We start from the raw sequence: 18,283 nt of genomic DNA on the forward strand, positions 1-18,283 counted from the left end.
CGGCGGCCGGCGCCGAGTCCGGCGCCGGATCCAGGGTCGTGCCCACCCCCAAGGACCTGGCCGGGCTCGGCCGGGCGCACGCCGCGGGCCAGGGTCCCGCCGGCCAGGGCCCCGCCGGTCCCGGCACCGACCGGCCCGGGGCCGCGGCCGGCGCCACCCTGCGCTGGTCGTCCGACAAGGGCTGGGTCGAGCGCGGCGGCCCGGTCGGCGAACCGGAGGCGACCGCGGGCCTGCCCACCCTCGCCCAGCTGACCAGCGCCGAGCAGCGCTGGGCGGACCGCGAGGAGGACATCACCGCCGTCAGCGGCGACCCCTTCGAGGTGGGCCAGGTCTTCGCCCGCCGCTGGACCGACCGGCTCTCCGACACCGCGCATCTGGCCCAGCTGTCGACCGAGTACCCGCGCATCCCGCACCGCATCGACGGCGAACTGCTGCGCTACGCCGCCCGTTTCGGGCTGCTCGCCCACAAGGACGACCAGATCGACGAGCACGACCGCTATGCCATCCGGGCCGGGTTCTGGCGGGAGGTCGATCTGCGCACGGCCGCCGGACACGCCCCGGCCGCCGACTGAGGGCCCCCTCCCGGCTCGCCGCCGGAGCCCCGCGGGCCGGGGACGGTCCGGGGACGCGTACCCTCATAGCTCGTGAGGACGGGCGCAAAACAGGTGGAGCGCGCAGTGCCGGTGTGCGCCGTGCGGGACCTGGTCAAGACGTATCCCGCGACGCGCGGGCGCCGCGGGGCGGCACGGGCACCCGCCGTACGCGCCAACGACGGCATCACCCTGGAGGTGCGCCGCGGCGAGATCTTCGGGCTGCTCGGCCCCAACGGCGCCGGCAAGTCCACCCTGGTGCGCCAGCTGACCGGCCTGCTCGGCCCGGACTCCGGCAGCATCGCCGTCCTGGGCCACGACCTGGTGCGCCACCCGGAGCGGGCCGCCCGGCTGCTGGGCTACCTGGGCCAGGAGTCCACGGCGCTGGACGAGATGACGGTCGCGCTGGCGGTGGAGACCACCGGCCGGCTGCGCGGTCTCGGCGCCCGCGAGGCGCGGGCCGAGCGGGACGCGGTGATCGACGAGCTGGGCCTGGCGGACCTCACGGGGCGGGCCCTCAAGCAGCTGTCCGGCGGGCAGCGGCGGCTGGCCTGCTTCGCCACCGCGCTGATCGGCGAGCGGCCGCTGCTGGTGCTGGACGAGCCGACCACCGGCATGGACCCGGTCGCCCGGCGTGCCGTCTGGGCCGCGGTCGACCGGCGGCGGGCCGAGCGCGGGGTCACGGTGGTGCTGGTGACCCATAACGTCCTGGAGGCCGAGAGCGTCCTCGACCGGGTCGCGGTGATCGACCGGGGCCGGGTGATCGCCTGCGACACGCCCGGGGGACTGAAGGAAACGGTGAGCGAGGAGGTCCGGCTGGAGCTGGTGTGGCGTGCGGGCCCGCCGCTGGACGTGCCCGAGGTCGCCGCCCTCGCCGCCGCCGCGCACACCTCCGGACGCCGCTGGACCCTGCGGCTGCCCGCCGACCAGGCCCGCGCCGCGGTCGCCGCCGTCACCTCCGGTCCCGCCTTCGCCGCCCTCGACGACTTCACCCTCGCCACGCCGAGCCTGGAGGATGTGTACCTCGCCCTCGGCGGCCGCGGGGAGGGCCTGGTCAAGGCATGAACGGCGCGGGCCCGGCGCACGTACCGAGGAGCGCGGACGGCGCGCGGACGGGACGGACGGACCGCGCGCACGGAACAGACGGAACGAAAGGCTCGGTGACAGAGTGAGTGTGGTTCCCGCGCAGGCGGTGCCCGGTGCGGCCCCCGGCGCCGGCGCCGAGGTGTGGACCGGGGACGGTGCCGCCCCGCTGGCGCCCCGCACCCGCTTCGGGCCCGCGCTCGGCGCCGTCTACCGCGCCCAGCTCTCCCGGGCCCGGGTGGCGCGGATCCCGCTGCTGTTCGTCGCCACCTTCCAGTCCGTCGGGATCATGGTCCTGCTGCGCGGGGTGGTCGACAGCGGCGACCCGGCGCGCTCGGTGGTCTCCGGCTCCAGCGTGCTGGTCGTCGCTTTCGTCGCGCTCAACCTCCTCGCCCAGTACTTCGGCCAGCTGCGGGCCGGCGGCGGGCTCGACCACTACGCGACGCTCCCGGTGCCGCCGGCCGCCGTGGTGCTCGGTGCCGCCGGCGCCTACGCCTCCTTCACCGTGCCGGGCACGGTCGTCACCGCGGTCACCGGCTGTGTGCTCTTCCAGCTGCCGATGGCCCACCTGTGGGTGCTGGCCGCCGTGATCCCGCTCTCCGGGGCGGCGCTGGCCGGTCTCGGCGCGGCCCTCGGCCTGCTCGCCCCGCGCCCCGAACTCGCCACGCTCCTGGGCCAGTTGGGGATGTCGGCGGCGCTGCTGCTGGGGGTGCTGCCGGCCGCGCGGATGCCCGAGGTGATCGGCTGGGCGCGCGATCTGCTGCCGTCGACCTACGGCGTGGAGGCGCTGTCGCGCAGCTTCGACCCGCACCCCGACTGGCTCGCGGTCGGCGCCGACCTGGGCGTCTGCGCGGCCGTCGGGGTGCTCTCGCTGGCCGTCGCCACCTGGGCCTACCGCCGGGCGGCCACCCGATGACCGCCTCCGGCCCCTCGAACGGGCGTCCTGCCGCCGGTCCCACGGGCCCCACCTGGCACGATGACGGGGTGACCGCACCGCTGACGCCCCGCGACAACCAACCGCCCGACGAGCCGCAGCACCCCCCGGCCGCGCCCGCCGAAGGGCACGGGTCCACCGCCGAGCCCCGTGACCACGGCGGTGGCGTCGGCCCCGAGCTGGCGCGTGAGCTGCGCGAGGGCGCGCTGATCGCGCTCCTGGTCGCGGTGAGCGGAGTGCTGCTGGGGCTGCTGTGGAACTGGCTTGCCCCGCACATCCCGCTGATCGCGGACACCCGCAACGTCTACCTGAAGAACACCGAGGGCGAGGAGGCGATCGGCGCGGACGGCACCTTCGTCCTGCTGTCCCTCGGCTTCGGTGTGCTCACCGCCGCCGCGGTCTTCCTCTTCCGCCGGCGCGGCGGGATCCCGCTGGTGGTGGCGCTGGTCGTGGGCGGGCTGCTGGGTGCGGTGCTGGGCTGGGTGACGGGCATGTGGCTGGGCCCGACCCCGGACGTGGCCGCGCACGCCAAGCAGGTCGGCCCCGGGGTGACCTTCTCCGGGCCGCTGCGGCTCCAGGCCAAGGGCGCGCTGCTGGCCTGGCCGATCGCCGCGATGCTCACCCAGCTGGCGCTGACCGGGCTGTTCGGCCCGCGCGACCTGGAGCCGGAGGTGGACTGGAGCGGCCACGACGACCGGCGGGACGAGCCGCCCGCCCAGGAACCGCCCGCCGCCCACTGACGCGGCGGGGGCCGGCCCGTCACCACGGCCCGGCCCTCCCGGGCCCCGCCGGACCCGAAGGGGCCCCGTCAGCCCCGCGCGATCGGCGCGACCCGGGCGCCGGTGAGCGCCACCAGATCCGCCGGCGCCAGCTCGACCTCCAGGCCGCGCCGGCCCGCCGAGACGCACACCGTCGGCCGGCCCTGCGCGGAGGCGTCCACGACCGTGGGCAGCCGCTTGCGCTGGCCCAGCGGGGAGATCCCGCCCAGGACGTACCCCGTGCTGCGCTCGGCCGCCGCCGGATCGGCCATCGCGGCCCGCTTGCCGCCCACCGCGGCCGCCAGCGCCTTGAGGTCCAGCGAGCCCGACACCGGCACCACGGCGACCGTCAGCGCGCCGTCGACCTCGGCCAGCAGCGTCTTGAAGACCTGCTCGGGCGCGACTCCCAGGGCCTCGGCGGCCTCCTCGCCGTACGAGGCGGCGGCCGGGTCGTGCGAGTAGGAATGCACCGTGAAGGGGACGCCGGACGCGGTGAGCGCCACCGTCGCGGGCGTGCCGCCCCCGGGCTGTCCGTCCTTCTTCTGCTTCGTCTTCTTCGGCACCGCGGAGAACGCCTCACTCGCCCGGGCCCGGATGCCCCGCGCGGGCCCGGGCCGCGAAACGTCAGTTGGGGTGGGTCGGCTGCCTGGTCAGATCCACGGCCGGCAGCGACGGGAGCTTACCGAGCAGGGCCGATTCCTGGCGCAGCAGTGTCAGCTCCTGCGTCAGCCGGGCCGCCGCGTCCGGCGCCTCCAGCAGCTGCTGCTTGGCGGGGACGTCCAGCACGGCCGCCGCGGCGACCAGGTACGACAGCACGGACGGGTCGGCCGGCAGGTCCTGCCCGCTCGACAGGGTCCGCTCGTTCGCCCAGGCCAGCCGCTTCTGGTAGGTGCGGAAGGCCCGTACGACACCGGAGGCCAGCGCGCCCGCGCCCTCCCCCTCGTCGTCCGCCAGCTCCTCCAGCTCGGCGGTCAGATACGGGCCCGAGGCGTCCACCGACAGCAGCCGGAAGCGGGTGGTGCCGGTGGCGAGCACCTCGTAGCCGGTGTCGTCGTCGGAGGACTTCTCCCGGATGGTGGCCGCGTCCGCGACACAGCCCACGGTGTGGAACGCCTGCATCGGGTCGTCACCGAAGCCCGCCGCGGGACCGTCCGCGGTCGGCAGGGTGGCGTCCGGCATGCCCTGCGCGGTGGGGGCGACCTCCCGGCCGTCCCGGATCGTGATCACCGCGAACCGGCGGTCGTCCTCGGGCACCGCGCTCAGATCGCGCATCATCGCCCGGTAGCGCGCCTCGAAGACGTTCAGCGGGAGCACGAGTCCCGGGAACAGCACCGAGTTCAGCGGGAAGAGGGGGAGGCGCACGGAGGTCACAGCCCGTAAGCCTAGAGCCTGTAGCGGTCAGGGCCACCATCCGTACCCCGGCTATTGCCGCCGCAGCAGCCGTGAGGCACCCGCCGCGACCGTCGTGGCGAGCACCCAGCCCGCCAGGATCAGCACCGCGGCCACCCACTGCGCCCCGCCGTCCGGCTTCCAGGCGGCCCCCTGGTTGAGGTCGATCACCGGCAGCAGCAGGTCGAGGGAGTAGAGGTAGGGATTCCAGGGCGGTGCCTCGCCCGCCTTGAGGGGCGGCGGCGGGGACATCGAGAAATACAGCGTGCCGATCGCCCACAGCACGGCCATCCACACCGCGGCCCGCCCCGGCCGGTAGCCGTAGGCCACCGTCCAGTCCTGGAGGAAGCCCCAGAGCTTCGCCGCCAGCGGCAGCGTCTCGCGGCGCCGGCGCTGCTTGGCCAGCAGCACCTCGCGCGCGTCGGCGTCCTCGCCGGTGCTGCGCAGCGAGGCGGCCAGCATCTCGTACGGCTCGGGCGCGTACTCCGGGGTCGCCGCGGCCACCCACTCCAGCCGCAGCGCCAGCGGGAAGTGGCCGCGCGGGATCAGCGTCTCGTAGGCGAAGCCGGCCATCCACAGCCCGCCCAGCCCCGGCCAGCTCGCCGACTTGTCGATGAGGTTGACCACTCGGGCGCCGGAGAGGATCACCCGGCCGCGCTGCGGGCGCTCGCCGAGGAAGCGCAGCTCGGGCGTCTGGATCCGGCGCAGCGACAGCTCCTGGTCGGCCTCCATGATGAACCGGGCGTTCTCGAAGTCGACCGCGTCGCCGAAGCGCCCGTCGTCCAGCCGCATCCCGCCCTCGCACTCGAAGCGCTGCATCCGGGTGCCGCGCGAGGGGGTCTGGCCGATGCCGATGCCGTACGGGGGAGTCATGCCGCTGGAGAACGGGGAGTTCGCCAGGCCCGCGGCGGTCAGGTAGAGGGTGCGCTCGACGGTCAGCTGCGGGGCGTTCAGCGCCCGGCGGCCGAACGGGTTGCACAGCCGGCTGCCGCGCAGGCTCAGCGAGACGCCTATGGTGGCGCCGCGCAGCGACAGCTCCCCGTAGGACTCCATCATCTCGGCCTGGAGGTCCTGGGCGACGGTCAGCCCGTCCGCCATGACCGAGCGGCCCTGGCGGTCCTTGTGCACGACGGTCTGGTTGAGCATCAGGTCGGTGCCGATCTGCGCGTCCGTGAGCCGGATGCCGGAGTGCACCACGCAGCGCGGCAGGTGCAGATCGCCCTCGGTGTGCAGCCGGGCCGCCTCCAGCCGGGGTATCGCGCAGTTCTCCATCCGCAGGGTGGTGAAGTGGCTCTCCGGCAGCACCACCTCGGCCTCGAAGCGGCAGTCCCGCAGCTCCACGAATGGCTTGATCGTGCCGCCCGCGACGTCGAGAGTGTCCGTGATGTACGCGCCGGTCAGCTGCAGCGCGGCCACCCGTCCCGGCTGCGGGAGCGGGCCGTCGAGCAGCAGCAGCGCCACGACCCGGGCGCGCACCCGGCGCTCGGGGCCCCACAGGTGCTGTCCGTGCGGGTCGTCGCGGGCCGGGTCGCCGATGTGCAGATCGCAGGTGCTGCCGTTGCGGAAGGCCTGCCACATGCTCCATTCCGCGGATGTCAGTTGCAGGTCGGCGGGCGCGTCGCCGTCCCCGGGCTCGGTCACTGTGGATCCCCCTTTCACTCCCGTGGTGTGTCGCAACCTGTTCGGACGCACCTCGTGCACCGGTCGCATGGCGTCCCACAGGCGTCCCCGTACGCCGTCAGCTGGCCCTTTCCCGCCCCGTGTCTGCTTGAACACGCGTGGTCAGGGCCAACTCCGGTCAACTTCGAACGGCCGGGTCACGGTGCGTCCGCGGGGTGCGCCGCTGTGTATCACTGAGTGATACGGCCGGTCGGCCCCGGGAGCGGGTCTGAGACACTGGGAGGGTGATCTCCCGAATCGACCTGCGCGGTGACGCCCTCCCCGAGGGCGGCGCCCTGCGCGATCTGCTGCCCCGTGCCGAGTTCGACGTGGAAGCCGCCCTGGAGAAGGTGCGGCCCCTCTGCGAGGACGTACGCCATCGCGGCACCGCGGCGCTGATCGACTGTGCGCGGCGGTTCGACGGCGTCGAGATCACCCGCGTACGGGTGCCCGCCGAGGCCCTGCGCGAGGCCCTCGACGGGCTGGACCCGGCCGTGCGCGCCGCCCTGGAGGAGTCCATCCGGCGCGCCCGGATCGTCCACCGCGCGCAGCGCCGCACCGACGTCACCACCAAGGTCGTCCCCGGCGGCACGGTCACCGAACGCTGGGTGCCTGTCGAGCGGGTGGGCCTCTACGTCCCCGGCGGCCTCGCGGTCTACCCCTCGTCCGTCGTCATGAACGTCGTCCCGGCCCAGGAGGCCGGCGTCACCGGCATCGCCGTCACCTCCCCGCCGCAGAAGGAGTTCGGCGGCCTGCCGCACCCGACGATCCTCGCCGCCTGCGCCCTGCTCGGCGTCGACGAGGTCTACGCCGCCGGCGGCGCCCAGGCCATCGCGATGTTCGCCTACGGCACCGAGGAGTGCCTGCCGGTCAACCTCGTCACGGGCCCCGGCAACATCTACGTCGCCTCCGCCAAGCGCCTGCTCAAGGGCCGCGTCGGCATCGACGCCGAGGCCGGCCCCACCGAGATCGCGGTCCTCGCGGACGCCACCGCCGACCCCGAGCACGTCGCCGCCGACCTGATCAGCCAGGCCGAGCACGACACCCTGGCCGCGGCCGTGCTGGTCACCGACTCCACCGAGCTGGCCGACGCCGTCGACGCGGCCCTCAAGCGCCAGGTCGGCGCCACCAAGCACATCGAGCGGATCACCGAGGCGCTGGGCGGCCGGCAGTCCGCCACGGTCCTGGTCGACGGCATCGACGAGGGCCTGAAGGTCGTGGACGCCTACGGCGCCGAGCACCTGGAGATCCAGACCGCCGACGCCTCCGCCGTCGCCGCCCGGGTCCGCAACGCCGGCGCGGTCTTCGTCGGCCCCTGGGCCCCGGTCTCGCTCGGCGACTACTGCGCCGGGTCCAACCACGTCCTGCCCACCGGCGGCTGCGCCTGCCACTCCTCCGGCCTGTCCGTGCAGTCCTTCCTGCGCGGCATCCATGTCGTGGACTACTCCCGCGACGCGCTGGCCGAGGTCGCCCACCACGTGGTGACCCTCGCCGAGGCCGAGGACCTCCCGGCTCATGGCGCCGCTGTCAAGGCCCGTTTTGCCGGAGGCGAACGAGACCAGCACAGTGACTGGAAGGTCCCGCAGAGCAAGTGAGCACGCACGTGACCCGCAACCCCGCCGTGTCCCGGATGGACGACCTCCCCATCCGGGACGAGCTGCGCGGCAAGACCCCCTACGGCGCGCCGCAGCTGGACGTCCCGGTGCGGCTGAACACCAACGAGAACCCCTACCCGCTGCCCGAACCGCTGGTCCGGCGGATCGCCGAGCGGGTGACCGAGGCCGCCCGCCAGCTCAACCGCTACCCCGACCGGGACGCGATCGAGCTGCGCACCGAGCTGGCCCGCTACCTCACCCGCACCGCCGGCCACCCGGTCAGCACGGAGCAGGTCTGGGCCGCCAACGGCTCCAACGAGGTCCTCCAGCAGCTGCTGCAGACCTTCGGCGGCCCCGGCCGCACCGCCCTCGGCTTCGAGCCGTCGTACTCCATGCACGGGCTGATCTCCCGCGGCACGGGCACCGCCTGGCTCTCCGGCCCCCGCCACGACGACTTCACCATCGACGTCGAGGCGGCGCGGGCGGCCATCGCCGCGCAGCGGCCCGACGTGGTCTTCATCTGCTCGCCGAACAACCCCACCGGCACCGCCGTCGAGGCGGACACGGTGCTCGCGCTGTACTACGCCGCGCAGGCGGCACGGGCCGACGGCGCCGGGGCGCTGGTGGTGGTCGACGAGGCCTACGGCGAGTTCAGCCACCGCCCCTCGCTGCTGCCGCTGATCGGGGGCCGGCCCAATCTGGTGGTCTCGCGGACCATGTCGAAGGCCTTCGGCGCCGCCGGGCTGCGGCTGGGCTATCTGGCCGCCGACCCCGCCGTGGTCGACGCCGTCCAGCTCGTCCGGCTCCCGTACCACCTCTCGTCCGTCACCCAGGCCACCGCGCTCGCCGCGCTGGAGCACACCGACACCCTGCTGAAGTACGTCGAGCAGCTCAAGACCGAGCGCGACCGCCTGGTCACCGAGCTGCGGGCGGCCGGCTGCCAGGTCGTCGACTCCGACGCCAACTTCGTGCAGTTCGGCCTGTTCGACGACGCGCACGCCACCTGGCAGGCGATCCTCGACCACGGCGTGCTGGTCCGTGACAACGGCGTACCGGGCTGGCTGCGGGTCACCGCGGGCACCCCGGCCGAGAACGACGCGTTCCTCGACGCGGTCCGTGCAGTACTGAAGGAGAGCAAGCGATGACCCGCGTAGGGCGCGTGGAGCGCACCACGAAGGAGACGTCCGTGCTCGTCGAGATCGATCTCGACGGCCGCGGCGACGTGGAGGTGTCGACCGGAGTCGGCTTCTACGACCACATGCTCGACCAACTGGGCCGGCACGGCCTGTTCGACCTGAAGGTCAAGACCGACGGCGACCTGCACATCGACACCCACCACACCATCGAGGACACCGCCCTCGCCCTGGGTGCCGCCTTCAAGCAGGCCCTCGGCGACAAGGCCGGCATCTACCGCTTCGGCAACTGCACCGTCCCGCTGGACGAGTCGCTGGCCCAGGTGACCGTCGACCTCTCCGGCCGCCCGTACCTGGTGCACACCGAGCCGGAGAACATGGCGCCGATGATCGGCAGCTACGACACGACCATGACCCGGCACATCTTCGAGTCGTTCGTCGCCCAGGCCCAGATAGCGCTGCACATCCACGTCCCGTACGGCCGCAACGCCCACCACATCGTGGAGTGCCAGTTCAAGGCCCTGGCCCGGGCGCTGCGCTACGCCAGCGAGCGGGACCCGCGGGCGGCCGGCATCATCCCGTCCACCAAGGGAGCCCTCTAGCCGTGAACGGCCTGTCCACCGCCTTCCTCCTGCTCGGGCTGTTCCTCCTCGGCGGCGTCTACTCCTTCTGGAAGCAGCAGCTGCCCAAGAGCCTGATCGTGCTGCTGTCCATCGGCTCGGCGCTGTGCCTGGCCGCCGGCGCGCTCCGGCTGGAGGTGTGGAATTGACCGCCCCCCGTAAGCAGGTCGTCGTCCTCGACTACGGCTTCGGCAACGTCCGTTCCGCCGAGCGCGCCCTGGCCCACGTCGGCGCCGACGTGGAGATCACCCGGGACTTCGACCGGGCGCTGAACGCCGAGGGGCTGCTGGTCCCCGGCGTCGGCGCGTTCGCCGCCTGCATGGCCGGGCTCAAGGAGGTCCGCGGCGACTGGCTGGTGGGCCGCCGGCTGGCCGGCGGGCGCCCCGTGATGGGCATCTGCGTCGGTATGCAGATCCTCTTCGGCCGCGGCATCGAGCACGGAGTCGAGACCGAGGGCCTGGACGAGTGGCCCGGCACGGTCGGCCCGCTCAAGGCCGACGTCGTCCCGCACATGGGCTGGAACACCGTCGAGGCCGCCGGGGACTCCCAGCTCTTCGCCGGGCTGCCGGCCGACGCCCGCTACTACTTCGTGCACTCCTACGCGGTGCGCGACTGGGAGCTGGAGGTCGGCAACCCCCACCTCACCGCGCCGAAGGTCACCTGGGCCACCCACGGCGAGCGGTTCGTGGCCGCGGTCGAGAACGGCCCGCTGTGGGCCACCCAGTTCCACCCCGAGAAGTCCGGCGACGCCGGCGCCCAGCTCCTGACCAACTGGATCAACACCCTGTGAGTCCCCTGATGCCGAAGCTCGAACTCCTCCCCGCCGTCGATGTCCGCGACGGCCAGGCCGTCCGCCTCGTCCACGGCGAGTCCGGCTCCGAGACCTCCTACGGCGACCCGCTGGAGGCGGCCCTGGCCTGGCAGCGGTCCGGCGCCGAATGGCTGCACCTCGTCGACCTCGACGCGGCCTTCGGCACTGGCGACAACCGCGCGCAGATCGCCGAGGTCGCACGGTCCATGGACATCAAGGTGGAGCTGTCCGGCGGTATCCGCGACGACGACACGCTCGCCGCCGCCCTCGCCACCGGCTGCCGCCGGGTCAACCTCGGCACCGCCGCGCTGGAGACCCCCGAGTGGGTCGCCAAGGTCATCGCCGAGCACGGCGACCAGATCGCGGTCGGCCTGGACGTGCGCGGCACGACCCTGCGCGGCCGCGGCTGGACCCGCGACGGCGGCGACCTCTACGAGACGCTGGCCCGCCTCGACGCCGAGGGCTGCGCCCGCTACGTCGTCACCGACATCCAGAAGGACGGCACCCTCCAGGGCCCCAACCTGGAGCTGCTGCGCAACGTCTGCGCCGCCACCGACCGCCCCGTCGTCGCCTCCGGCGGCGTCTCCTCCCTCGACGACCTGCGGGCCCTGGCCACACTGGTGCCCGAAGGTGTGGAGGGCGCGATCGTCGGCAAGGCGCTCTACGCGAAGGCATTCACCCTCGAAGAGGCGCTGGCAGCAGTGTCGTAACGGCGAACGAAAGGCCGCGTGATGACCATCGAGCGCGTACGGACCGACAACCCCTGGGAAGAGCGGATCGGCTTCGCACGCGCCGTGGCCGCCGGCGACCGGGTCCTGGTCGCCGGCACGATGCCACTGGTCGACGGCGTGCTCCAGGGCGAGGGCGACCCCTACGTCCAGACCCGGGCCGCCCTGTCCAACGCGCTGGCCGCCCTCAAGCCGTTCGGCCTGGGCGCGGACGCGGTGCTGCGCACCCGCCTGTACCTCACGCACCTGCGCGACGTGGACGCGGCCGGCCGCGCCCACCGGGAGCTGTTCGAGGCCACCCCGCCGGTCGCGACCCTGGTCGTGGTCTCCGGCTTCGTCGACTCCCGCGTCCTGGTCGAAGTAGAACTCGAAGCATTCCGCGAACAGTCAGAAAGGCCCTCCCACCCATGACCCTGGCGGTCCGAGTCATCCCTTGCCTGGACGTCGAAGGCGGCCGGGTCGTCAAGGGCGTCAACTTCCAGAACCTGCGGGACGCCGGCGACCCGGTCGAGATGGCGAAGATCTACGGCGAGGAGGGCGCCGACGAGCTGACCTTCCTTGACATCACCGCCTCCTCCGGCAACCGCGAGACCACCTATGACGTGGTGCGCCGCACCGCCGAGCAGGTCTTCATCCCGCTGACCGTCGGCGGCGGGGTGCGCACCCCCGACGACGTCGACAAGCTGCTGCGGGCCGGCGCGGACAAGGTCGGGGTCAACACCGCAGCGCTCGCCCGCCCCGACGTGATCCGGGAGATCGCCGAGCGCTTCGGCAGCCAGGTCCTGGTGCTGTCCGTCGACGCCCGCCGCACCGACGCCGGCACCCCCTCCGGGTTCGAGGTCACCACCCACGGCGGCCGCCGCGGCACCGGCGTCGACGCCGTCGAATGGGCCCACCGCGCCGCCGCCCTCGGCGCCGGCGAGATCCTGCTGAACTCCATGGACGCCGACGGCACCAAGGACGGCTACGACGTCGAGATGATCGAGGCGGTCCGCAAGCACGTCACCGTCCCGGTGATCGCCTCCGGCGGCGCCGGCCGGCTGGCGGACTTCGCCCCGGCCGTCGCGGCCGGCGCCGACGCGGTGCTCGCCGCCTCCGTCTTCCACTTCGGCGACCTGCGCATCGGCCAGGTCAAGGACGCCCTGCGGGGCGCCGGCCACCCGGTGCGCTGACACGAAGATCACGAACGCGTAGGCTCCGCCCATGAGCCGTGTCAACGACGTGGGCGGGCAGACCGGGTTCGGGGCGCTGGAGATCGAGGCGGACGAGCCGCCGTTCCACGCCGACTGGGAGGCGCGGGTGTTCGCGCTGAACTCCGCGCTGGTGCGCAACGGGGTCTACCGCCTCGACCAGTTCCGCGACGCCGTCGAGCGGATGGACCCGCAGCGGTACCTGGCGTCCTCCTACTACGAGCGGTGGCTGCACGCGATCGAGACGCTGCTGGCCGAGCGGGGGCTGCCCGGTGCCGGCTGAGTTCCGGGCGGGGGAGCGGGTGCGGGTGCGCGCCGGGGACCCCGCCGGGCACACCCGGGCGCCGCGCTATGTGCGCGGGCAGGTGGGGCGGATCGTCGAGTGCCAGGGCAGCTGGGAGCTCGCGGACGAGGTGGCGGCGGGCGTCGCCGCGCCGCGGGTGGAGCCGGTCTACACCGTGGCGTTCGCCGCGGGCGACCTGTGGGGCGAGGGCGGTCACGAGGTCACCGTTGACCTCTGGGAGTCATACATCGAGCGGGCAGAGCGGGCAGAGCGGGCAGGGGAGGACGGGTCATGAGCGGCGCGCACACGAGTGTGCCGGTGGCGGCGCGGGTCCGGCGGCTGGAGGAGCGGCTGATCGGGGCCGGGGTGGTCACCCAGGAGCAGCTGGACGCGTCCCTCGCCGCGATGCTGCAGGGCGCCTCACCGGTCAACGGGGCGCGGATCGCGGCGCGGGCCTGGAGCGACGAGGGGTTCCGGCAGCGGCTGCTGGCCGACGCGAACGCGGCGCTGCCCGAGGTGGGGCTGTCGATGGCCGGCGGCATCCAGGAGCAGCGGCTCAAGGTCGTCGAGAACACCGCCACCACCCACCACGTCCTGGTGTGCACGCTGTGCTCCTGCTATCCGGTCGGGCTGCTCGGGCCGTCGCCGTCCTGGTACAAGAGCGAGGCCTACCGCTCGCGGGTGGTCCGCGAACCGCGGGCCGTGCTGGCCGAGTTCGGGCTGGAGCTGCCGGACGACACGGCGATCACGGTGTGGGACTCCAGCGCGGAGAGCCGCTACATGGTGCTGCCGCGGCGGCCCGGCGGCACCGCGGGGTGGAGCGAGGCGGAGCTGGCCGCGCTCGTCACCCGCGAAGGGCTCATCGGGACCGCCGCGGTCTGACCCGGCGGCCCGTGCGCACCCGGGGCGGACCGGCCCGGCGGCGGCCGGTCAGCCGGGTGACCGGGCGGCCCGGCCGCCGCCCCCGGGCGCGGCCCCGTGGCAGGGCGCCGGGGCCGGTCGTAGGCTGACCGCATGTCGACCCATGCGAAGCGTGAACGGCTCCTTCTCGCCGACCTGTTGGAGAGCGCCGGCCCCGAGGCGCCGACGCTGTGCGAGAACTGGAGCGCGCGGGAACTGGCCGCGCATGTGGTGGTACGCGAACGGCGCGCCGACGCGGCCGGCGGGATCCTCGTCAAGCCGCTGGCCGCACGGTTGCAGCGGGTGCAGGCGGAGTTCGCCGCCAAGCCGTACGAGGAGCTGATCCGGCTGATCAGGACGGGGCCGCCGCGGATGTCGCCGTTCGCGCTGAAGCAGCTCGACGAGGCGTCCAACACCGTCGAGTTCTACGTCCACACCGAGGACGTCCGGCGGGCGCAGCCGGACTGGGCCGCGCGGGAGCTGGACCCCGTCTTCGCGGACGCCCTGTGGTCCCGGCTGGAGCGGATGGCGCGGGTGCTGGGCCGCAGGTCGCCGGTGGGCCTGGTGCTGCGGCGGCCGGACGGGCGCACCGCCGTCGCCCATCGCGGCACCCCGGTGGTCACGGCCGTCGGCGAGCCCGGCGAGCTGACCATGTTCGCCTTCGGCCGGCAGGAGGCCGCCGACGTGGCGCTGGACGGCGACAAGGAGGCGATCGACCGGGTCCTGGCCGCCGACCTCGGGGTCTGAGCGCCCCGGGCCTCGCGAGCCCGGCCTGATCCGAACGACCAGCCCTACGTCCGGAACACCACCACCAGGATCGCCGCGCCCACCGCCACCGCCGCCGCACACACCGCCCCCAGCACCCGCGCGGCCACCCGCGCGGCACGGTCCGGGTCCGGCGGCGGTGGCGGCACGGACGGCTCCCTGTGAGGATGCATGCCAGCAGGATGCCGCACGGCACAATGGGACCCATGACCAGCAGTCGCACCACCGCCCCCGGCTCCGCCCTCGACCCCGCCATCGCCGCCCGCCTCAAGCGCGGCGCCGACGGCCTGGTCCCCGCCATCGCCCAGCAGTACGACACCGGCGAGGTGCTGATGCTCGGCTGGATGGACGACGAGGCGCTGCACCGCACCCTGACCACCGGCCGCTGCACGTACTGGTCCCGCAGCCGCCGGGAGTACTGGGTCAAGGGCGACACCTCCGGCCACGTCCAGCACGTCAAGTCCGTGGCGCTGGACTGCGACGCCGACACCGTCCTGGTCAAGGTCGATCAGGTCGGCGCGGCCTGCCACACCGGCGACCGCACCTGCTTCGACGCCGACGTCCTGGCCACCGAGACCCCCTCCGACCAGTAGGCTCCGCTGCCATGACCACGGGAACCACCGGCACCGCCACTCCGGACCTCGACACCTTCCGCACCCTCGCCAAGGACCGCCGGGTCATCCCCGTCACCCGGCGCCTTCTCGCGGACGGCGACACCCCGGTCGGCCTCTACCGCAAACTCGCCGCCGAGCGCCCCGGCACCTTCCTCCTGGAATCCGCCGAGAACGGCCGGACGTGGTCGCGGTACTCCTTCATCGGCGTCCGCAGCGCCGCCACCCTCACCACCCGCGACGGGCAGGCGCACTGGCTCGGCACCCCGCCGGTCGGCGTCCCCACCGACGGCGACCCGCTCCGGGCGCTGCGGGCCACCGTCGAGGCGCTGCACACCCCCCGCGACCTCATCGAGGGCGCCGGACTGCCGCCGTTCACCGGCGGCATGGTCGGCTACCTCGGCTACGACATCGTGCGCCGCCTGGAGAAGATCGGCGAGCAGACCACCGACGACCTGCGGCTGCCCGAGCTGACCATGCTGCTCACCTCCGACCTGGCCGTCCTGGACCACTGGAGCGGCACGGTCCTGCTGATCGCCAACGCGATCAACCACAACGACCTCGACACCGGCGTCGACGAGGCCTACGCGGACGCGGTCGCCCGGCTCGACACCATGGCCTACGACCTCTCCCGGCCCGCGCCCGCGAGCGCCGCCGCGATGCCGCCGTCCGAGGTCCCGCCGTTCACCATGGAGTGGGGCGGCGCCTCCTACCAGGAGGCCGTCGAGGACATCAAGGAGCGCATCCGGGCCGGCGAGGCCTTCCAGGTCGTGCCCTCCCAGCGCTTCGAGACCCCGTGCACCGCCAGCGCCCTGGACGTCTACCGGGTGCTGCGGGCCACCAACCCCAGCCCGTACATGTACCTCTTCCGCTTCGAGGGCGGCGAGGGCGCCGAGCAGGGCCCGTTCGACGTGGTGGGCTCCAGCCCGGAGGCGCTGGTCACGGTCGAGGGCGGCCGGGCCACCGTCCACCCCATCGCCGGCACCCGCCCGCGCGGCGCCACGGTGCCCGAGGACCAGGCCCTGGCCGACGAGCTGCTGGCCGACCCCAAGGAGCGCGCCGAGCACCTGATGCTGGTCGACCTGGGCCGCAACGACCTGGGCCGGGTCTGCGAGCCGGGCAGCGTCGAGGTCGTCGACTTCATGTCCATCGAGCGCTACAGCCATGTGATGCACATCGTCTCCACGGTCACCGGCCAGGTCGCCGAGGGCCGCTCCGCCTTCGACGTGCTCACCGCCTGCTTCCCGGCCGGCACCCTCTCCGGGGCGCCCAAGCCGCGCGCCCTGCAGATCATCGAGGAGCTGGAGCCGACCCGGCGCGGGCTGTACGGCGGCTGCGTGGGCTACCTCGACTTCGCCGGCGACTCCGACACCGCCATCGCGATCCGCACGGCCCTGCTCCGCGACGGCACCGCCTACGTCCAGGCGGGCGCAGGCGTCGTCGCCGACTCCGACCCGGTGGCCGAGGACACCGAGTGCCGCAACAAGGCCGCCGCCGTGCTGCGCGCCGTGAACACCGCCAACCACCTGGGAACGTGACCGGCCGCACGCCCCGCGACCACCCCGCGCACCGGCCCCGCCCGGCCGGTGCGCGATAGTGGTACGCGTGACTGCCGTACCCCAGCCCCGTACCGACGCCGAGCCCGCGGACGCGCCGGCCCCCGCACCGGCCGCGGCCGCCCGCGCCGCCCGGCGCAGCCTCGCCCTCGCCCTGCTGGCCGGCGCGGCCGGCGCGGGCCTGGCGCTGCTCGCCTCCGGCCGCGTCTGGGCCCGAGGCTCCGCCCAGCTGGCCCAGGGCTCCCTGCCGCGCAGCGTGACCGGCGCCGATGTGACCGGCGTGCCCGGCGCGCTGGCCGTCGTCGGCCTGGCCGCGCTGGTCGCCGTCTTCGCCGTGCGCCGGGCCGGCCGGATCGCGGTCGCCGCGCTGCTCACGCTCAGCGGCGCGGGCATCGCCACCGCCGCCGTGCTGGGCATCTCCGACACCTCCGCGCTCCGCGAGAAGGCCGCCACCGCGGTCGGTCTGACCGACGCCGGTGTGCATCACGTCACGCACACCGGCTGGCCGTGGGTAGCCGCCGCCGGCGGCGCGCTGCTGCTGCTCGCCGGGCTGCTGGCGCTCGTCCACGGACGCCACTGGCCTGCGATGTCGGGCCGCTACGAGCGCACGCCCGGCGGCGCCCGCGGCCCGCGCCGGGCCCCGGCCCCGCCGGACCTGGACCGCCCGGAGGAGATCTGGAAGTCCCTGGACCGCGGTGAGGACCCGACCCGGTAAAGGTGCCCCGCCCGGCATCGGTGACAATGGGCGATGAGGATCACCGCGCCCCGACCCCGGCGCGACAGAGCAACGAGGAGCATTCATGTCGAGCAGTGGCCACGGACACACCCCCGCCGCCTGGACGGGCGTCATCATCTCGTTCATCGGCTTCTGCGTCTCCGGAGCCTTCATCGTGCTGGGGAACGTGCCCGGCTTCTGGGCCGGCATCGTGCTGATCGGCCTCGGCGCCGTGGCCGGCGGCCTGATGCGGGCGGCCGGCATGGGCCAGGAGCCCCGCCGCTCCGCCAAGCCCGCCGCCGCGGCGCAGGTCCAGCCGCAGGAGGGCTGAGCTCCCGCCCCCGTGGCGCCGCCCGGCGCCACCCCGCAGCTCCTTTCGAAGGCGCCGCTTCCCGGCCCGTACGCACCCCGGTGCGTACCCGCCGTCCGTGCCCGCTCCGTACGGCGGCCGAGAAGCTGCGCCTTCGCGCGTGGCGCCGCACAATCGCCACGTGAGCGATCCCGCGGCGCGGCTCGCGCCCCCCGCCCCCCGGCAGCGCGCGCTGCCCCGCCGCCTCGCGGCACCCCTGGGCACCCTGGCCGCCGCCCTCGCTGCCTTCGCCTACGTCGGCGCCGTCGACCCCAACGAACCCGGCCACTACCCGGTGTGCCCGCTGCTGCATCTGACCGGCCTGTACTGCCCGGCCTGCGGCGGACTGCGCAGCGCCCACGCCGTCGCGCACGGGGATCTCCCCGCGGCCCTGGGCGCCAACGCCCTGGCGGTCGCCGGATACGCCGCCGCCGCGGTCTTCTGGGTGCTGTGGCTGGGCCGCGCGGCGCGGGGGCGCCCGACGGCGGGACCCCGGCCCCGGCCCGTCCACTGGGCGGCGCTGGCCGGGCTGCTGCTGGTCTTCACGCTCGTCCGCAACCTCCCCCTCGGCAGCGCGCTGGCCCCCTGAACCGCCGCCCCCGAGCCCGCCGGCG

General features: G+C 74.5%; 24 protein-coding genes and 1 pseudogene. 21 read left to right on the forward strand and 4 right to left on the reverse strand.

Annotated features, from left to right (window positions below; translation table 11 throughout):
• From IEY78_RS18275 to IEY78_RS18290, 4 genes and pseudogenes are all read left to right on the forward strand, one after another.
• Positions 1-572 (forward strand): annotated as a pseudogene (locus IEY78_RS18275) (NYN domain-containing protein); the annotation flags it as partial.
• A gap of 93 nt (positions 573-665) precedes the next feature.
• Entirely contained in the window at positions 666-1,655 is a 990-nt protein-coding gene (locus IEY78_RS18280) for an ABC transporter ATP-binding protein (RefSeq protein ID WP_189099818.1), read from the forward strand.
• A gap of 103 nt (positions 1,656-1,758) precedes the next feature.
• Entirely contained in the window at positions 1,759-2,589 is an 831-nt protein-coding gene (locus IEY78_RS18285; RefSeq protein WP_189099579.1) for an ABC transporter permease, read from the forward strand.
• 68 nt (positions 2,590-2,657) lie between these two features.
• Entirely contained in the window at positions 2,658-3,347 is a 690-nt protein-coding gene (locus tag IEY78_RS18290) for an ABC transporter permease (RefSeq protein ID WP_189099581.1), read from the forward strand.
• A gap of 68 nt (positions 3,348-3,415) precedes the next feature.
• Here the strand turns inward: IEY78_RS18290 and ybaK are convergent, their stop codons facing one another.
• From ybaK to IEY78_RS18305, 3 genes are all read right to left on the reverse strand, one after another.
• Positions 3,416-3,928, reverse strand: coding sequence for a Cys-tRNA(Pro) deacylase (gene ybaK / locus IEY78_RS18295; RefSeq protein ID WP_189099583.1), 513 nt, complete (start codon positions 3,926-3,928; stop codon positions 3,416-3,418).
• Between the two features lie 61 nt (positions 3,929-3,989).
• Complete coding sequence (locus IEY78_RS18300) at positions 3,990-4,736, reverse strand: LON peptidase substrate-binding domain-containing protein (RefSeq protein WP_189099585.1); 747 nt, start codon at positions 4,734-4,736, stop codon at positions 3,990-3,992.
• A 51-nt stretch (positions 4,737-4,787) separates the two neighbouring features.
• Positions 4,788-6,395 (reverse strand): oxidoreductase, encoded by a 1,608-nt coding sequence (locus IEY78_RS18305; protein WP_189099587.1) that lies wholly within the window; start codon positions 6,393-6,395, stop codon positions 4,788-4,790.
• 263 nt (positions 6,396-6,658) lie between these two features.
• Here IEY78_RS18305 and hisD point away from each other — a divergent pair, with 263 nt between their 5' ends.
• From hisD to IEY78_RS18365, 12 genes are all read left to right on the forward strand, one after another.
• On the forward strand, positions 6,659-8,008 hold the full coding sequence (hisD, locus tag IEY78_RS18310; RefSeq protein ID WP_189099589.1) for a histidinol dehydrogenase: 1,350 nt from the start codon (positions 6,659-6,661) through the stop codon (positions 8,006-8,008).
• Positions 8,009-8,043: 35 nt separating this feature from the next.
• Positions 8,044-9,153 carry a histidinol-phosphate transaminase gene (locus IEY78_RS18315; protein ID WP_373294193.1) on the forward strand — a complete coding sequence of 370 codons (1,110 nt, stop codon included), beginning with the start codon at positions 8,044-8,046 and terminating at the stop codon, positions 9,151-9,153.
• Positions 9,150-9,743, forward strand: coding sequence for an imidazoleglycerol-phosphate dehydratase HisB (hisB, locus tag IEY78_RS18320; protein WP_189099591.1), 594 nt, complete (start codon positions 9,150-9,152; stop codon positions 9,741-9,743). The genes IEY78_RS18315 and hisB overlap by 4 nt, the downstream gene beginning before the upstream one ends.
• A gap of 2 nt (positions 9,744-9,745) precedes the next feature.
• A complete protein-coding gene (locus IEY78_RS18325; protein WP_189099593.1) occupies positions 9,746-9,910 on the forward strand; it encodes a CG2302 family histidine operon protein in 165 nt (54 codons plus the stop codon).
• The gene (gene hisH, locus IEY78_RS18330) at positions 9,901-10,551 is read left to right on the forward strand and encodes an imidazole glycerol phosphate synthase subunit HisH (RefSeq protein WP_373294185.1); all 651 of its coding nucleotides are present in this window, start codon (positions 9,901-9,903) and stop codon (positions 10,549-10,551) included. The genes IEY78_RS18325 and hisH overlap by 10 nt, the downstream gene beginning before the upstream one ends.
• Positions 10,552-10,559: 8 nt before the next feature.
• Complete coding sequence (gene priA, locus IEY78_RS18335; RefSeq protein ID WP_189099822.1) at positions 10,560-11,282, forward strand: bifunctional 1-(5-phosphoribosyl)-5-((5-phosphoribosylamino)methylideneamino)imidazole-4-carboxamide isomerase/phosphoribosylanthranilate isomerase PriA; 723 nt, start codon at positions 10,560-10,562, stop codon at positions 11,280-11,282.
• A gap of 21 nt (positions 11,283-11,303) precedes the next feature.
• Positions 11,304-11,711: a Rid family hydrolase gene (locus IEY78_RS18340; protein ID WP_189099597.1), complete on the forward strand. Its 408-nt coding sequence runs from the start codon at positions 11,304-11,306 to the stop codon at positions 11,709-11,711.
• Positions 11,708-12,472, forward strand: coding sequence for an imidazole glycerol phosphate synthase subunit HisF (hisF, locus tag IEY78_RS18345; RefSeq protein WP_189099599.1), 765 nt, complete (start codon positions 11,708-11,710; stop codon positions 12,470-12,472). The genes IEY78_RS18340 and hisF overlap by 4 nt, the downstream gene beginning before the upstream one ends.
• A gap of 31 nt (positions 12,473-12,503) precedes the next feature.
• Complete coding sequence (locus IEY78_RS34840) at positions 12,504-12,773, forward strand: SH3-like domain-containing protein (protein ID WP_189099601.1); 270 nt, start codon at positions 12,504-12,506, stop codon at positions 12,771-12,773.
• Positions 12,763-13,068, forward strand: a complete 306-nt coding sequence (locus IEY78_RS34845) for an SH3-like domain-containing protein (RefSeq protein WP_189099603.1) — start codon at positions 12,763-12,765, stop codon at positions 13,066-13,068. The genes IEY78_RS34840 and IEY78_RS34845 overlap by 11 nt, the downstream gene beginning before the upstream one ends.
• The gene (locus IEY78_RS18360; RefSeq protein WP_189099605.1) at positions 13,065-13,655 is read left to right on the forward strand and encodes a nitrile hydratase subunit alpha; all 591 of its coding nucleotides are present in this window, start codon (positions 13,065-13,067) and stop codon (positions 13,653-13,655) included. Before IEY78_RS34845 ends, IEY78_RS18360 begins: the two co-directional genes overlap by 4 nt.
• 132 nt (positions 13,656-13,787) lie before the next feature.
• Positions 13,788-14,420 (forward strand): TIGR03085 family metal-binding protein, encoded by a 633-nt coding sequence (locus IEY78_RS18365; RefSeq protein WP_189099607.1) that lies wholly within the window; start codon positions 13,788-13,790, stop codon positions 14,418-14,420.
• A 44-nt stretch (positions 14,421-14,464) separates the two neighbouring features.
• Here IEY78_RS18365 and IEY78_RS18370 read toward each other — a convergent pair whose 3' ends face one another.
• Positions 14,465-14,611 carry a hypothetical protein gene (locus tag IEY78_RS18370; protein ID WP_189099609.1) on the reverse strand — a complete coding sequence of 49 codons (147 nt, stop codon included), beginning with the start codon at positions 14,609-14,611 and terminating at the stop codon, positions 14,465-14,467.
• A 33-nt stretch (positions 14,612-14,644) separates the two neighbouring features.
• On the opposite strand from IEY78_RS18370, the gene hisI reads away from it, so the two are divergent.
• From hisI to IEY78_RS18395, 5 genes are all read left to right on the forward strand, one after another.
• Positions 14,645-15,031 carry a phosphoribosyl-AMP cyclohydrolase gene (gene hisI, locus IEY78_RS18375; RefSeq protein ID WP_189099610.1) on the forward strand — a complete coding sequence of 129 codons (387 nt, stop codon included), beginning with the start codon at positions 14,645-14,647 and terminating at the stop codon, positions 15,029-15,031.
• Between the two features lie 11 nt (positions 15,032-15,042).
• On the forward strand, positions 15,043-16,587 hold the full coding sequence (locus IEY78_RS18380; protein ID WP_189099612.1) for an anthranilate synthase component I: 1,545 nt from the start codon (positions 15,043-15,045) through the stop codon (positions 16,585-16,587).
• A gap of 67 nt (positions 16,588-16,654) precedes the next feature.
• Entirely contained in the window at positions 16,655-17,320 is a 666-nt protein-coding gene (locus IEY78_RS18385; RefSeq protein WP_189099614.1) for a TIGR02234 family membrane protein, read from the forward strand.
• Positions 17,321-17,405: 85 nt separating this feature from the next.
• Positions 17,406-17,651, forward strand: coding sequence for an HGxxPAAW family protein (locus IEY78_RS18390; protein WP_189099616.1), 246 nt, complete (start codon positions 17,406-17,408; stop codon positions 17,649-17,651).
• A 160-nt stretch (positions 17,652-17,811) separates the two neighbouring features.
• Positions 17,812-18,258: a DUF2752 domain-containing protein gene (locus IEY78_RS18395; protein ID WP_229700035.1), complete on the forward strand. Its 447-nt coding sequence runs from the start codon at positions 17,812-17,814 to the stop codon at positions 18,256-18,258.
• Positions 18,259-18,283 lie beyond the last annotated feature (25 nt).

The organism is Streptomyces kronopolitis (genome assembly GCF_014646275.1).
In the GTDB taxonomy this organism is placed as follows: Bacteria; Actinomycetota; Actinomycetes; order Streptomycetales; family Streptomycetaceae; genus Streptomyces; species Streptomyces kronopolitis.